At 43.8% G+C, this 14,910-nt stretch carries 13 protein-coding genes and 1 pseudogene; 3 read left to right on the forward strand and 11 right to left on the reverse strand.

Annotation, left to right across the window (positions count from 1 at the left end):
• Window positions 1–119: 119 nt before the first annotated feature.
• From AC623_RS16025 to AC623_RS16045, 5 genes and pseudogenes are all read right to left on the reverse strand, one after another.
• Window positions 120–1,193, reverse strand: a complete 1,074-nt coding sequence (locus AC623_RS16025; protein WP_049664250.1) for a tartrate dehydrogenase — start codon at window positions 1,191–1,193, stop codon at window positions 120–122.
• A gap of 16 nt (window positions 1,194–1,209) precedes the next feature.
• Window positions 1,210–2,573 (reverse strand): annotated as a pseudogene (locus tag AC623_RS16030) (aldehyde dehydrogenase family protein).
• Window positions 2,566–3,648, reverse strand: coding sequence for an aromatic ring-hydroxylating oxygenase subunit alpha (locus tag AC623_RS16035; protein WP_049664252.1), 1,083 nt, complete (start codon window positions 3,646–3,648; stop codon window positions 2,566–2,568). The pseudogene AC623_RS16030 and the gene AC623_RS16035 overlap by 8 nt, the downstream one beginning before the upstream one ends.
• A gap of 83 nt (window positions 3,649–3,731) precedes the next feature.
• Entirely contained in the window at window positions 3,732–3,980 is a 249-nt protein-coding gene (locus tag AC623_RS16040; protein ID WP_049664256.1) for a ferredoxin, read from the reverse strand.
• A gap of 60 nt (window positions 3,981–4,040) precedes the next feature.
• Window positions 4,041–5,060, reverse strand: coding sequence for an NAD(P)/FAD-dependent oxidoreductase (locus AC623_RS16045; RefSeq protein WP_049664259.1), 1,020 nt, complete (start codon window positions 5,058–5,060; stop codon window positions 4,041–4,043).
• Window positions 5,061–5,304: 244 nt separating this feature from the next.
• Here AC623_RS16045 and AC623_RS16050 point away from each other — a divergent pair, with 244 nt between their 5' ends.
• Entirely contained in the window at window positions 5,305–6,684 is a 1,380-nt protein-coding gene (locus AC623_RS16050; RefSeq protein ID WP_049664262.1) for a sigma-54 interaction domain-containing protein, read from the forward strand.
• A gap of 78 nt (window positions 6,685–6,762) precedes the next feature.
• On the opposite strand, the gene AC623_RS16055 is transcribed toward AC623_RS16050, so the two are convergent.
• The 3 genes from AC623_RS16055 to AC623_RS16065 all read right to left on the reverse strand — a co-directional run bounded on the left by AC623_RS16055 (window position 6,763) and on the right by AC623_RS16065 (window position 8,951).
• Entirely contained in the window at window positions 6,763–7,575 is an 813-nt protein-coding gene (locus AC623_RS16055) for a YitT family protein (RefSeq protein ID WP_049664266.1), read from the reverse strand.
• Between the two features lie 169 nt (window positions 7,576–7,744).
• Window positions 7,745–8,608, reverse strand: coding sequence for a permease prefix domain 1-containing protein (locus AC623_RS16060; RefSeq protein WP_049664269.1), 864 nt, complete (start codon window positions 8,606–8,608; stop codon window positions 7,745–7,747).
• 16 nt (window positions 8,609–8,624) lie between these two features.
• A complete protein-coding gene (locus AC623_RS16065; protein WP_049664273.1) occupies window positions 8,625–8,951 on the reverse strand; it encodes a PadR family transcriptional regulator in 327 nt (108 codons plus the stop codon).
• Between the two features lie 206 nt (window positions 8,952–9,157).
• On the opposite strand from AC623_RS16065, the gene AC623_RS16070 reads away from it, so the two are divergent.
• Complete coding sequence (locus AC623_RS16070; protein ID WP_049664276.1) at window positions 9,158–10,381, forward strand: MFS transporter; 1,224 nt, start codon at window positions 9,158–9,160, stop codon at window positions 10,379–10,381.
• A gap of 40 nt (window positions 10,382–10,421) precedes the next feature.
• On the opposite strand, the gene AC623_RS16075 is transcribed toward AC623_RS16070, so the two are convergent.
• From AC623_RS16075 to AC623_RS16085, 3 genes are all read right to left on the reverse strand, one after another.
• Entirely contained in the window at window positions 10,422–11,648 is a 1,227-nt protein-coding gene (locus tag AC623_RS16075) for a CynX/NimT family MFS transporter (protein ID WP_156187063.1), read from the reverse strand.
• 2 nt (window positions 11,649–11,650) lie between these two features.
• A complete protein-coding gene (locus AC623_RS16080; protein ID WP_049664281.1) occupies window positions 11,651–12,343 on the reverse strand; it encodes a FadR/GntR family transcriptional regulator in 693 nt (230 codons plus the stop codon).
• A 218-nt stretch (window positions 12,344–12,561) separates the two neighbouring features.
• Entirely contained in the window at window positions 12,562–13,446 is an 885-nt protein-coding gene (locus AC623_RS16085) for a LysR family transcriptional regulator (protein ID WP_049664286.1), read from the reverse strand.
• Between the two features lie 121 nt (window positions 13,447–13,567).
• Here AC623_RS16085 and AC623_RS16090 point away from each other — a divergent pair, with 121 nt between their 5' ends.
• Window positions 13,568–14,752 carry an MFS transporter gene (locus tag AC623_RS16090; protein WP_049664288.1) on the forward strand — a complete coding sequence of 395 codons (1,185 nt, stop codon included), beginning with the start codon at window positions 13,568–13,570 and terminating at the stop codon, window positions 14,750–14,752.
• Window positions 14,753–14,910 lie beyond the last annotated feature (158 nt).

A 14,910-nucleotide genomic window follows, 5' to 3' on the forward strand; every position in this document is an offset into this window, starting at 1 on the left:
CGGTTACTATATATTGAATTAATGGTAATTTTTGTAAATAATTCGAAATTTCAATTAATTCAATTGGCAACAGATGAAGATCCATGCCTCCATCTGTTGCCAATTGTTACATCATTTTATTATTTAATCAGCGAGTCAATTATATGCACGACTCGGTCTCCGACTTCAGAAGTAGAAGCTGTGCCATTCATGTCAGGCGTCAGCACTTCTCCTTCTACAAGCAACTGCTCCATCGCTTCCAAGACAGTTCGTCCGTACTTTTCATAGCCAAAAAAGTCGAGCATTTGGCTTGCGGACCAAATAGATGCAAGCGGATTTGCTACTCCCTGCCCTGCAATATCGGGAGCCGATCCATGAATCGGTTCGAACATGGACGGGAACTTGCGCTCAGGGTTAAGATTTGCTCCTGCCGCAAGCCCAATGCCTCCCGCTAGCGCAGCACCTAAATCTGTTAAAATGTCTCCGAATAAGTTAGACGTCACTACGACTTCGAAGCGCTTTGGATCTTTGATCATGAGCATCGCTGCTGCATCAACGAGGTAAGAAGCGGTTTCCACTTCCGGATAGTCTGCACTCACCTCTTCAAACACTTGATCCCAGAAAACCATCGAGTAATTTAAAGCATTGGCTTTGGAAATACTCGTTAGTGATCTTCCTTCTTTCTTTGCTGTTTCAAATGCATAACGAATGATCCGCTCTGTTCCTTTACGAGAGAACACACTGTTTTGCAATACCACTTCATGTTCTTGTCCTTTAAACAACCAGTCGCCGGCACCTGAGTATTCGCCTTCACTGTTTTCGCGAATAAAGAGCATGTCAATGTCTTCACGCTTAGCATCGACAAGCGGCAGGTGAGCGCCTTTTAATAAAGTAACAGGCCGGATATTGACGTACTGGTCAAAGCTTTTACGAATTTTCAACAGTAAATCCCAGAGTGAAATATGGTCCGGAACGCCTGGGAACCCAACAGCTCCTAAGTAAATAGCATCAAATTCTTTTAGCTGCTCAATCCCGTCATCATCCATCATTTTACCGTGCTTCGTATAAAATTCGCATCCCCATGGAAAGTACGTAAACTCAAACTGAAAACCTGAATCAAGCTCAGCTACTTTATTTAAAACCTTTACCCCTTCGTTAATGACTTCCGGCCCGATGCCGTCGCCGGCAATAACCGCTATTTTAAATGTCTCCACGATAATCTCCTCTTTTTTAGCTTTGATTCCAAACAACTAATTTCATTTCAGTCATTTCTTCAACTGCATACTTAATGCCTTCACGCCCTGTTCCACTTTCTTTGACTCCGCCATATGGCATTTGGTCAACGCGGTATGTCGGCACGTCATTGATCATGACACCGCCTACATGCAGCTCCTGGGCAGCATATAGAGCATTTTTAATGTTGTTTGTGTAAATTCCTGCTTGCAAACCGTAGCGGGAATCATTGACTAATTCCACCGCTTCTTCGATGCTGCTTATTTTGTTTACGACGACAACCGGAGCGAACGCTTCTTGACAAGATACCTTTAGCTCACTGTCTGCACCGGTAACAATCGTTGGCTCTAAAATACCATTTTGCAGCTTGCCCCCTGTCGCTATTTGGGCATTGCTTTCTTTCGTTTCTTCGATCCATCCCAGCACACGCTCTGCTTCTCCTTTGGCGATCAAAGCAGAAATATACGTATCAGGATCAAGCGGATCACCGACTTTCAGCTTTTTCGCTGCTTCCGTAAACTTCTTAATGAACTTATCATACACCTCTTCATGAGCATATACACGTTGAAGCGAGATACACACTTGACCTTGATTGGAGAAAGCTCCCATAATGCAGCGATCAATGATGTCCTCAATCTGAATATCTTTGTCAATGATCAAGGCTGAATTAGAGCCTAGCTCCAGTGTTGTCTTCTTCAACCCAGCCTTGCTGCGGATGCCAATGCCGACACTTGGACTGCCTGTGAACGTTACCATGCTGACGCGGTCATCTTCCACAATGGCATCTCCGACTGTTCCGCCTGGCCCTGTTACCACATTTAACACACCAGCTGGAAGACCCGCTTCTGCAAATAGCTCCGCAATAAAGAGAGCGGAAAGTTAAATGGCGTAATCGCTCCAATCACCCCGATCGGCTCTCTCACTGTATAACCAATTCGGCCAACGCCGCCTGCAGCCGCGTCAAAAGGAATCGTTTCACCGTGAATTCGTTTCGCTTCTTCAGCAGAAAATTTGTATGTTTCAATCGTTCTAGCTACTTCTGCTTTAGCAAATACGATTGGCTTCGCTGATTCACGAGAGATAATTTCAGCCGCCTCATCTGCTCTTTCTTTCAAAAGATCGACTACTCTCTCCAAAATTTCTGCCCGTTGATAAGCAGGCATTTTACTGATGGCTCCACGCGCATTGTATGCAGCTGTGATGGCCTGCTTTGTCAACTCTTTATCCGCCATGGCAATCTGAGCAATTTCTTCTCCTGAATAAGGAGAGTAAAGGGGCGCATAGGCCGAACCTTCTACTTTCTCACCATTGATCAAAAGAAACTGTTTGATAGACTTTGCTTCACTCGTTATTTTATTCATTGAGGGCCTCCAGTACCATTTCGTGGAATTGAACGATCGCTTTTTCTGAAGAAGAATACACACCTTTATTAAAGGCACGAGAGCGGAAACCAATTTGTTCAAGCTCTACTAAGTCCACATCCTCTTGACGAACTTGTTCTGCAAAAGCAACTAAATCTTTTTCTTCCTGCGTTAAATTTTCATCGCGGAAATAGTAAGTGTACACAGCTAATGTATTTTCATGATCGATTGGCAGCATTTGAATCGTCGCCATGTTTCCTGGTCCTGGATAAATCGTTACCATCAAGTTTGGCCATAACCAATAGAAAGTGCCGCCTTGCATCTCCGCCTGACTTAAATCAACTTCTCCGTAATTTTTATCCGGTTTGACAACAGTGCCTTGGATGGAGTAATTCTCACATGTAATGATCTGATAATCATCCATATCTAGTGTAGCAACAAAGCTTGGATGAGCAACATGGCAATGGTCACATTCTAAATAGTTGTCGATAAATGCCTTCCAGTTTGCTTTAATGACACGCGTTTTTTGGCCTGTTCTTTTTAACTCACTTAAGAATGGGAACTTGCTTAATCTTTCAAAGAAATCGCCGTAGGACTCGCTAAGCGGCTTCGCGTTATCATCTAAGTTCACGAAAATCAAAGATTCCAAGATTTCCATACGAACAGATCGTAAGCAAGCATCTTGCACACAAGCAGCGTCTTCCCCTCTGAAGTTCGGCGCTTTATTTAATTTTCCATCTAATTTGAACGTCCATCCATGATAGCCGCATTGAAGAATTTTCTTCTTGCCCGCGTCACTTTTCTCAAGCTTTGTCGCACGGTGCGGGCAAACGTTGTAAAATGCGCGTATCACTTCATCTTGGCCGCGGATCACAATGATTGGTTCTTTCGCTACTTCTGTTGTAAAGAAAGAGCCTGGTTTTTCTAATTGGCTGACATGGCCCACAAGCTGCCAGGATTTTGAGAAAATAAGGTCCATTTCCTTTTCCAATACTTTTGGATCTGTATACAAGTCATACGTCATCGTTCTTTCAAATGTCCGGTTTGTCGCGTTTTCCACTTTATTATAAGCCATGATTCATTCTCCCCCTCAAAATTGTGCTAAATTGATATTGGCACTGCCAAATAGAATAGTTGATATGATAAAGCGCTTTCGTTTTAGCTGACTGCTGCCTTATTACATGAAAAAGGCTGTTCTGCTACTTTAATAGAGTCTGTTGGACAGCCATCAAATGCATCCTCTAAATCTTCTTCCAGCTCTTCCGGAACTTCTGTAGTTCCTTCATTATGATCGAGAATAGCGAAGGCAAGTCCTTCTAAGTCATAATCAAATAGCTCCGGTGCTGTTGCTCCACAGGCACCGCAGGCAATGCATGTCTCTTGATCTACCATTGTATATTTAGCCATACTGCTTGCCTCCTTCCTGTTATCCTAGTTCACTTCCTAATGGATCGACTCCCCTCGGCATCACACCGACTGGGTACTTTTATCTTTTTCACCCATCACGCTTGTGCTATGAAGCGGCTGTACTTTTGCACTCGGGTCAATATATACTTTGGCATTGCTGACAGCAGTCGGCGCTTCTCCAAAACCGCTCGCAATGAGTTTCACTTTTCCTTCATATGTGCAAATGTCCCCCGCAGCATAAATTCCTTTAATGTTGGTCTCCATGCGGGAATTCACAACGATTGAGTTACCTTGTATCTCAAGTCCCCAGTCTTTAATTGGACCAAGGGAAGAAACAAATCCATAGTTCACTAGTACGTCGTCGACTTCGAGTTCAAATGTTTCGCCGCTCTTTGTTTCTGATAAAATAACTTTTTCAATTTTTTCGTCCCCAACGAGTTCCACTGGTACATACGGTGTTAGAATGTCAACTTTTGATTGTTTTAATAGCTCAACGCTATGCTCATGCGCACGGAATTTATCTCTGCGGTGAACGAGCGTTACTTTTTCTGCAATTGGCTCTAGCATCATCGCCCAGTCAACCGCTGAGTCTCCTCCGCCAAATACGACTACTTTCTTTCCGGCAAATTGATTTAAGTTCTGAACAAAATAATGAAGGTTAGCGTTTTCAAACTTTTCTTCCCCTTCAATTCTCAACTTACGCGGCTGGAAAGCACCGTTTCCAGCTGTGATAATAATGGCTTTCGAATAATGTGTTTCTTCATTTGTTGTAATAGCAAACACTTCATCGGTTGTTCGCACAATACTCTCTACCGATTGTTCAAGACAAACCGTTGTCGCAAACTGGTTCATTTGCTCCATTAACTGATCAATCAGCTCTTGGGCACGTACTTTTGGAAAACCGGCAATGTCATAAATATATTTCTCAGGATATAAAGCGGACAGCTGTCCGCCGAGCTGAGGAAGGCTCTCAATAATTTTTACCGAAGCCTGGCGCATACCCGCATAAAAAGCGGTAAACAACCCGACTGGACCGCCGCCGATAATCGTAATGTCAAATACTTCAGACTGCTGCTTCATCATCATTCCCCCTTTGATGTAGAAAGTGATTTCCTTGAACCTTTAACTGACTCTTAAGACAAGTTGTTTTATTGCCTGTCGCTTTTATATATGCAATTACGATGCCAACGTTTATAAATAGCGTGATTAATAAAAAAATAAAGAAAATTCTTTCAAAAACAACCGTTATTGAGTTATATTTAACTCAAAACAGACAACATTTAGTCAAAAATAACTCACATGCTTTAAAAAGGAGGATTATTTCATGAAACATACAGAGGACAAAAACAGCGTTGAGATGACATTAGAGACTTTATTGAAAATCCTCGACCACTCTTCCGATGAAATTTTCGTACTAGACGGCGAAAAGCGCATTCTCTATGTAAACCAGGCATGCGAACGACACTATGGATTAAAACCGACAGATGTCATCGGCAAATACAATATTGAATTATTTGAAAAAGGCTATTGGAGACCTTCTATCGTTCCAGAGGTGTATAGAAGAAAAAAGCCATGTTATATGAAGCAGCAAACCTATATTGGAGCAGAACTGCTCACAGCGGCTGTCCCTCTTTTAAATGAGGCAGGAGACATTGAATTAGTCGTCATTACATCTACAGAATCACAGACCTATAAAATGGTGAAGGCCAACGAAAATGAAAACGAGTCAAATTCAACTCACGTCGAAGAAGAAGCAGATCGGATTGTGACAAATAGCGGCAAAATCAAGCAGATCATTTCATTTTGTGAAAAAGTGGCACCGACCGACTCCACTGTTTTAATTGAAGGAGAATCCGGTACAGGGAAAGGTGTATTTGCCCATTTCATTCATCAGATCAGCCAGAGGAAAAAGGGGCCCTTTTTAACGATCAATTGTGCAGCTATTCCAGAGGAGCTGCTGGAATCGGAGTTGTTCGGCTATGCCAAAGGCGCCTTTACAGGGGCTAACAAAGCAGGAAAGCCGGGCCTTATTGAAGCAGCCGATGGCGGAACTGTCTTTCTTGATGAAATTGGGGAAATGCCGCTCGCATTACAGGCTAAGCTGCTTCAAGTCATCCAGGACAAGCAATTCATCCCGGTTGGGGGCAGTGAAACGAAAAAAGTAGATATTCGTATTGTGGCAGCGACGAATCAAAATTTAGTGCAAATGGTCAAGGATAAAAAATTCCGGGAAGATTTATTTTACCGTCTTAACGTCATCGATATTCATCTTCCACCGCTGCGAGAGAGAAAGGAAGACGTTATTCCACTCACGTATAACTTCTTAAATACATTTAACAAGAAATATCATACGAATAAGGTGATTTCAGAAGAATGTCTAAACATCTTGATTCATTATCCATGGCCAGGCAACGTACGTCAGCTTGAAAATTTGATTGAACGATTAGTAGTGACGAGCGACTCGATTATTCAAGTGTCTGACCTGCCAGCCATCATTACGGAAAACGCCGGTACTGTTACCCAATTATCCCTTCCCCACACACTCGATGAAGCGCTTGATCAAACGAAGCGGAGTCTTATTCGCAGATCTTATCAAATGCACAAATCGTCAAGAAAAGTGGCAGATGATCTTGGCATCAGCCAAACGAAAGCATCGCGGCTCATTCGTGAATACTGTGAAGATTTAGTGGCCAGTAAGCCGTAGGATGAGGCCCGTATTTCAGCTGAAGTGGCCAGTAAATCAAAAAGCAAGCCTTTTCCGACTTGGAAAAGGCTTGCTTTTTTACGATGCGCGATGGAAGGAACCGACGACTTCGACCGTCTGAGTAACGTTCACGAACGCTCCCGGATCGGCATCATGAATCATTCTTTTCACATCGGTCAATTGATAACGAGTGATCACAGTGACGAGCACAGCCCGGCCTTCACCTGTATAAGCCCCTTCTCCGTTCATCATCGTCACGCCTCGATACAAATTTGCCAAAAGTTTTTCTTTTACTTCTTCCCCTTTAGCCGTAATGATCATCAGGGTCAGCTTCACATGGTTCGTGTGAATCATATCCACTACTTTTCCAGTCGCATAGATGGCGATCATCGTGTTGAGCGCAGCATCCCAGCTGAAAATAAACCCTGACGCCAACACAACGACAGCATTCATAGCTGTTAAAATCGAGCCAAGTGGAAAATCCTTTTTCTTCGTCAACAGCATCGCGATGATGTCAAACCCGCCGGATGAACCCGAAGATCGAAATATCATCCCAATGCCAACTCCTGTCATCACACCGCCAAATAGAGCAGATAAAACAGGCTCCGTTGACACTTCCACGATCGGTATCGCATAGAGGCTAAAGGAGATAGCCGCTACCGCTAAAATAGTATAACTAATAAAGCGCTTTCCTAGTTTAATAAAACCGATAATCAAAAGCGGCAAATTGAGAAGCAAGTTCACTACGCCGGTATTTAAAGGAGTGATCAGGCCAAACATAATAGCGACTCCACTGAGCCCGCTGCTCAGGATCTCATGCGGGATTAAAAAAAAGTTATAGGCTACCCCTACTAAAAATGAGCCAAACAAAATCAACAGAACATTTTGCATCTAATCTCCCCTTTCTCCCATCCACTATTTAATTATTTTTATTATAAGGGAGAAAATGGAGATGATCGAAATGATTGTTTTTTCTGAAAAGCCAGACGCCCACTTAGAAAAAAGAGAAGAGATACCTAACTTCTCTTCTCCTTTTTAATCACTATAAAGTACGTTTCTTTTATAAAGCTCTCTTCTGCTTGAAAGGAATGATTCCAATGAGCACTTCTATACCTGTTGCAAAAATAAACACGATCCATGCGTACTTCCAGCTAACAGCAAAGCCGAGAATAAGAAAGATGGCAAAGGCAAAAATCCACAGTGCACCAGAGATACTCCCCCGAACCATTTGATATTCAGGATTATAATATTTAGTTGTATATCGCATCCACTCTTGATCTTGCTTTCCGCGATCCTTTTCTGTCAGACCAAGAAAAACGTAAAGACAGATAGAAGGAATGGAAAAAGGAAGAAGAGTAGCAACCCACTCGCCATTTTCCGCCTGTCCCTGAAAATAAACAATACCAGCCGTGAATAAACCGAACAACAAAAGTGCTGTCGCTGCTGTGTAGCCTGCTGCCCGGATTGGTTTCATTCCGAAGTGATGAGGGGTTTCTTGAGTCAATCCTAGATAAACGAGCGCACTAATCGAAACGAAGGCAAATGGAAATAAGGTAGAAACCGTAATATAGTATTCCTCCATTCGCAAATGGACGAGCAGTGCAGTAATGATACCGAACAGCAGAACACCAATACTAATAACATATCCAAAGACGTGAACTTTCGGAAGCGGCTTTTTATTGTACATATGATCAATCACTTCATAGCGAGCTTTTATACCGATGTCTTCTGCCACCTTTGTGATATCTCCAAGCTGACTGATTGCTTTCTGAAATGCTTCTTCCCCATTCATCCCCTGATGAGTAAATTCTTGAATCCTCTCTTGGAGATTAGCCTCTACCTCCTCCTTCAGCTCTGTTAATTGATTGGAGGGAGGAAAGTCAGCAAATACTTGCTCGATGTACTGCTTTACGCGACTCTTCATTTTTTTCACAGCCTTTCTATAATAATTTATCGATGACTTCTTTAGTAAACTCCCAATCATCACGATTTCGTTTATAAAGTGTTTCACCAGAAGCCGTCATACTGTAATATTTCCTTCTTCCTCCTTGCGTCTCACTCCCCCAATAAGAGGTGACACACCCCTCTTGTTCAAGTCTTCTAAAACTAGAGTATAGAGTGGCTTCCTTCAATTCGTATTGCCCTTCGCTTTTCTCAATGATTTTTTTATAAATTTCATATCCGTAACTGTCCCCTTCCTTTAAGATTGCAAGGACAATCGTGTCTGTGTGGCCTCTAATTAAATCTGATGATATTTTTGCACCCATTATGCGTCCCTCCTACAAGTACACTATACTTCACATTACTTTGTCTGTTAAAGTAATGTCTCAGACATTTTTCATATAAAAAAGACAGGTTCAGTCATTTTCATTTGTAAGAATGACGACCGAACCCTTAAAAAAATAGTCCTTCCATTTTTTATGCGGTATGATGAAGACAGCATTCAAATCTCTCATTTTCAAAGGAGAAATCTATGTTCCTTGTAAAAAGAGAAAACTATCAGTGGATCATCCTGTTAATTGCTACTTTTTCACAGGCATGTGCTACGTTCGTCACGTACGGCATCGGACCGCTGGCAGCCTTCTATCAAAGAGAGCATCATCTTTCACAATTTGAGGTTGGTCTGTTAGTGTCAGCCGTCAATATAGGCCCGATCTTTTCAATGTTATTCTTCGGTGATTTAATGGATAAGCATGGGGAAAAGTGGGTCGTCGGGTTAGGCTCTGTTTTTCTTGGATTAAGCATTTTATCCGCTTCCCTGACCAATCAGTATACCTTGCTCCTTTTCATTTTAGCCGTTGTCGGCCTATGGTACGGAACGGCCCAGCCTGGCGGAAGCAGTGCCATTATGAAATGGTTTCCACAGCAGCATCGCGGATTGGCGATGGGCATCCGCCAAACCGGCATTCCTCTTGGCGGTGCGGCCGCTTCAGCAGTGCTCCCCTTCTTCTTTCACTCTAGCGGTCTAATCGCCGCTATTACTGTACAAGGTACGGTCGCTATTATAGGAGGGATCATTTTTCTTCTTTTCTATAAAGATGTCAAGCAAAAGCAAGTCCAAACGGAAAAGCAGCGCTTTATTGAAAAATTAAACAAAATAAAAAGCAACTCCGCTCTTTATCCTGTATTCTTTATCGGGATGATAATGGTTTCCTTGCAAATTATCATCATCGCCCACTTCATGAGTTACTTTACAAACACGTTGCACGTAAAACTTAGTACAGCTGGATCCTTTTTAAGCTTTGCCCTTGCAGGCGGGATGGTTGGACGAATTATTCTTGCTTGGATCAGTGACCGGCTATTTAAAGGAAATCGCAGCAAACCGCTGCAGTTGACGATGCTGGCCTCTGCTCTTGCCATACTGGGACTGATTTTCCTGCCGCCTCATCTCTCTAGCTGGGAGATTAGCCTTTTAAGCTTCTGGATCGGCTTTCTAGGAATCGGGTGGTTTAGTCTCTTTATCGTGCTTGTCTCAGAAAAATCAAATCCCCACTTTGCTACGTTGACCGTTAGCTTTGCTTTAACGCTAAATCAACTATGGATTATGCTGTCTCCATCGTTATTTGGCTGGCTTGTCGATTATTTTTCTGGATATACCATTCCCCTGCTCCTGCTGGCTTTCTTCGTTTTGACAGGGGCTGCATGGCTCTGGATATCCGAACGCCACTACAATAAAAAAGCGGATGAGGACCTTTAACAAACTGGTCATCATCCGCTTTTTAACGGTCATATCTTCTCTATTTTTTAATAGGCGAGGTAACATATCCTTTTTTTCCAACCGATAATCCAATGATAAAAATCAGCACTGAAGCAGCGATAAGCGTAGCTAAAGGAAGGGTCCAGCTTCCTGTCATATCATGCAGCCCGCCGAACAAAACAGGTCCAATAGAGGCTAGAAGGTAACCGAATGATTGGGCCATTCCCGATAGCTCTGCCGCCTCCTGTGTGCTCTGCGTACGCAGGCTGAAAAACATCATCGACAAACTAAACGCGGACCCTGCTCCGATCCCAACTAAAATAATCCATAAGGGCAAAAGCATCCCGCTATCAAACAGAACACCGACAAGACCGATCGTAAATAAAGCTGCCGTTGCAGCAGCCATGCCGCGCTGCGACTCCTGCCGCCCGGCTAGCACTGGAACAATGAAGGTAAATGGCAAAACAGAAAATTGCATTATCGACAGCATCCAGCCAGCTGAGCCAGCGTCCATTCCCTTTTGCTGGAGAATATCCGGAAGCCACGTAATGACTACATAGAAGATCAACGATTGTAACCCCATAAACAGGGTGACTTGCCAAGCTAGACGAGAATGCCATAACCGGCTGCTAGGACGATTCTCGCCTAGTACGGCCGTTTGTTTCTTCCTGCGCAGCTGAGGCAGCCAAAAGAGAATAGCAATCAACGCTAATCCTCCCCATACTCCAAGCGCACCTGACCAGCCAAAGCCGGCACCGGAGGCAAGCGGCACGCTAAGACCAGAGGCCACCGCCCCGCACAAATTCATCGAAACAGAGTAAACACCTGTCATCACACCGAGCCGCTTGGCAAAATGCTGCTTAATAAAACCAGGCAGCAACACATTGCCAATGGCAATAGCCAACCCTAGTAAAACGGTTCCTGCAAATAATGCCGCTACCCCTCCAGAAGAACGAAGCCCGATTCCCGCCGCCAGAGCGATCAAAGCAGCGAATAGAGTCCACTCTATTCCAAACCGCTGGGAGATCTTTGGAGCAAATGGCGATAAAAGAGCAAAAGCAAGCAAAGGCAACGTTGTAATCGTACCTGCAACAGCATTCGTTATCCCCAGGCTATCCCGGATCGCTGGCACTAGAGGACCGACAGAGGTTAAAGGTGCTCTTAGATTTGCGCCGATCAATAGGATACCGGCTATTAAAGCCGCCGCCTTCCACTTTTTCGCTGTGTCTACCGCTTCTAAAGACTTAATTGTTTGTGGTTCCCCCATTTTCATTCCTCCAAACTAGTAGATAGCAAGTCTTTTAAGTAAGCCATATATTCATTAACAGCCTCTGCTGCTGCCTCCTCATTTTGTGCAGCAATGCCTTCCACCAGCTTTTCATGAATATACTCATGAACATCTGTGCAAAAAGAAAGTTCAACGAGATTACGAACAGAAGAATGCAAAGCCTCGGTCATGTGCTCGTATAATTCAATAAGCAGACGGTTACGGGTAGCTGCGGCAACTGCTTGATGCAGCTGAATATCCGCCTCAGCATAAGCCTCCTGATTTCGTACCGCGCTCGCCTGTCGGCAGTTATCCAAGTACAGCCGCAGCCTTCTGACATCCTCCTCACTCCGGCGGGCAGCCGCAAGCCGAGCGGCTTCTCGTTCAAGCGCATGCCGGACCTCTAATGTTTCCTGTAAGCGTGACTTACTCACCCGGCGCTCAATGGCCGCACCGAGAGCGCTCGTCGAACAGACATGGGTGCCGCTTCCCTGCTTTGTCTGTAAAAGGCCGCTATGTACAAGAGCACGAATGGCTTCACGCAATGTATTACGGCTTACATCAAATTGTTCCATTAGTTCCATTTCAGAAGGAAGCCGGGTGCCAACCGGCCAAGTGCCGGACTCAATCAACTCTTCTATTTGTAAAACCACTTGATCGACAAGCGACATACGGTTCGTTCTTTCGATTTTCATTTTTCACCTCGAATTTGTAGGATGATTGGTTTATTGGTTAATTTATCATGTAGAGTGATCTCTGTAAATGCCCTATAAGAAATAAAAAATTTTAGAACTATGATGAACGGAAAGGGCGAGCATCCTTTAGTGGAAATCAACCACTCCCTTTTATTTATGAAAGCACCTCAAATAAAAAAGCCAGCCGCAATAACCGGCTCGCTTGGAAATGAAGATCGTTAATTATGTTTTAATTTCTCCTCTACCGTTTCAATAAACTTTTGCACGGCAAATCCGAGATACTTATCTGCTCTGTAGATAATACCAATCTCACGCTCAGGCGGATGGTCGTGAATCTTAATTAACCGCAAAGCAGGATCTTTTAAAGCTTGAGATAGCGGCAGCGGCTGAAGAGTGGCTCCGATGTTTTCTTTCACGAAATAGAAAAGGGAGGGGCCTGTTGTCGTTTCGACTACTACATTCAATTGAAACCCGTGCTTTTGGCAATGATCCTCTAACAGCCTTCTTCCTAAAAATTGCTTTGCGTACATCACCATCGGCATATCTCTTAATTCTGCTAAAGAAATCGATTTATAACGAGCTAAAGGATGATTTTCTGATACGACTAAAACGTATTCCTCGCGGTAAAGCGGAATGCTGACTAATCGGCTGTCCGGCAACGAAAGCAGTGTAATGCCGACATCCACCTCATTATCAAGTACTTGCTTTGTAATTTCGACAGTAGAAGCCGATAAATTCAAGTGAATAGCAGGAAATCTTTTATGAAAATCGATGAATAATGGAGTAAATCGGTAATCCAGCTCTGCCGGCAAAACACCTACCGATACATGTCCTCCCTGATATTCGCGAAGCTCCTCAATTTTATGGACGGCATTTTCAAGGCTGTGAAAGATTTCTCTGCAATGTTCAAGAAGAATCCGCCCTGCTTCTGTTAAAGCAATCCGCTTTCCAATCCTGTCAAACAAAGGCGTACCTAATTCTTGTTCAATCGCTCGAATTTGCAAACTAAGTGTCGGCTGGGAAATGCCTATTTTTTCTGATGCTCTCGTAAAATGAAGTTCCTCACAAAGCACCATAAAGTATTCTAATTGCCTAAGTTCCACGACAGCCCTTCTCCTCTAATCATTGGTTTTCTCAATGATTATAATAGTTTTTATTGAATTGTTCAATCATTCATCTTCAGGTAATCTTGAATTCAAATGAGGAACAAAAAGGATGAAGAACATGAAAAATTCTAGGACCACGCTTATGATCATCGCTCTATTTACGGCGTCTTTAAATCTGCGCCCTGCGATCAACTCGATTTCTCCCTTATTAGAGACATTAAGGCACTACTTAGGGATTAATGCCTCAACAGCTAGTTTGCTTACTTCGATTCCTGTGCTTTGCATGGGCATTTTTTCTCCGACAGCTGCGAAACTAGGAAATCGCCTCGGAATTGAAAAAATGTTAGGGGGCGCTCTTATTCTAGTTGGTATTGGCACGTTTTTACGCTTTTTTATACATTCCGCTTTCTTTTTGCTTTGTACCGCGTTTTTAACAGGCATTGGGGCAGCGGTTATGGGGCCCTTGCTGTCCGGGTTTATTAAAAAACATTTTCCGAACCAAGTACCAAAGATGATTAGTGTATATTCTGTTGCGATGACGATGGGTGCGGCTCTTGCGTCTGGGTTAGCCGCACCATTGCAAAACAGCCTGCATTCTTGGCGGGCGGCTCTTGCGATCTGGGCTGTTTTAGCCTTTATCGCTATTCCTCTGTGGTGGCTTTTCGTTCTGCGAGGAGTAGAACGCCCAAAGATTACAGCTGCTTCAAAATCATTAACTATGCTGCCTTGGAAAAATCCGAAAGCTTGGCTGCTGACGTTCTCATTCGGACTGTCAGGAATCATTTTCTTTTCGATCACAGCCTGGCTTCCGCCCATTATCCAAGGCCTCGGTTATGGAGAGGGATATGCCGGTAACGTCCTAACGACTTTTGCCATTGCCCAAATCCCCGCAAACTTAGCGCTGCCTTTTATGATTAGACGTTTTCCATCAAGACTCTTGTTGCTGCTTTTTTTCTCGTTCGTGGAGCTAGTGGGCTTTGTCATGATTTATTTTTCTGCTTTCCCTTGGGTCGCCGCTATCTTCCTCGGAATCGGCGCAGCGTCATTGTTCTCACTTAATCTGCTGCTTCCAATTGACGCTACAGCAAATGGACAAGAAGCGGCTGCCTGGTCAGCGATGATCCAAGCAGCCGGTTATGTTATTAGTGCGACAGGGCCTATCCTTATTGGCTGGATTCATGATGTAACGGGAGGGTTTTTGTTTTCTATTCTAGGGCTTATCCTCATCAACTTGTTATGTATGGCCGTTCAATTTTTCGCTGTCTCCGGAAATAGGAAGAAAGAGATCCGCACAGCTGCATAGAACAACACAGGATAGTCCCGCGGTCATTCTTCGAGAGTGTAAACAAAGTCTCCTTGCCCTATCCCAAGTTGGATGAAAACGGTTGTCTTTCGAGGCGCGAAACCTGACAACGTGCGGCGTGACCAGCTGGGTCATGAGCACCGCAGTCAGGCGAGCAA

Origin of the sequence: Bacillus sp. FJAT-27231, assembly GCF_001183975.1 — a bacterium.
Taxonomy (GTDB): Bacteria; Bacillota; Bacilli; order Bacillales; family Domibacillaceae; genus Pseudobacillus; species Pseudobacillus wudalianchiensis.

Bases quoted from the DNA above. Each gene is read 5' to 3' on its own strand.
- AC623_RS16070 (WP_049664276.1), top strand. From the start codon at position 9,158: ATGTTCCTTGTAAAAAGAGAAAACTATCAGTGGATCATCCTGTTAATT.
- AC623_RS16080 (WP_049664281.1), bottom strand. From the start codon at position 12,343: ATGAAAATCGAAAGAACGAACCGTATGTCGCTTGTCGATCAAGTGGTT.
- AC623_RS16065 (WP_049664273.1), bottom strand. From the start codon at position 8,951: ATGGGTGCAAAAATATCATCAGATTTAATTAGAGGCCACACAGACACG.
- AC623_RS16090 (WP_049664288.1), top strand. From the start codon at position 13,568: ATGAAAAATTCTAGGACCACGCTTATGATCATCGCTCTATTTACGGCG.
- AC623_RS16045 (WP_049664259.1), bottom strand. From the start codon at position 5,060: ATGAAGCAGCAGTCTGAAGTATTTGACATTACGATTATCGGCGGCGGT.
- AC623_RS16075 (WP_156187063.1), bottom strand. From the start codon at position 11,648: ATGGGGGAACCACAAACAATTAAGTCTTTAGAAGCGGTAGACACAGCG.
- AC623_RS16060 (WP_049664269.1), bottom strand. From the start codon at position 8,608: ATGAAGAGTCGCGTAAAGCAGTACATCGAGCAAGTATTTGCTGACTTT.
- AC623_RS16040 (WP_049664256.1), bottom strand. From the start codon at position 3,980: ATGGCTAAATATACAATGGTAGATCAAGAGACATGCATTGCCTGCGGT.
- AC623_RS16050 (WP_049664262.1), top strand. From the start codon at position 5,305: ATGAAACATACAGAGGACAAAAACAGCGTTGAGATGACATTAGAGACT.
- AC623_RS16035 (WP_049664252.1), bottom strand. From the start codon at position 3,648: ATGGCTTATAATAAAGTGGAAAACGCGACAAACCGGACATTTGAAAGA.
- AC623_RS16055 (WP_049664266.1), bottom strand. From the start codon at position 7,575: ATGCAAAATGTTCTGTTGATTTTGTTTGGCTCATTTTTAGTAGGGGTA.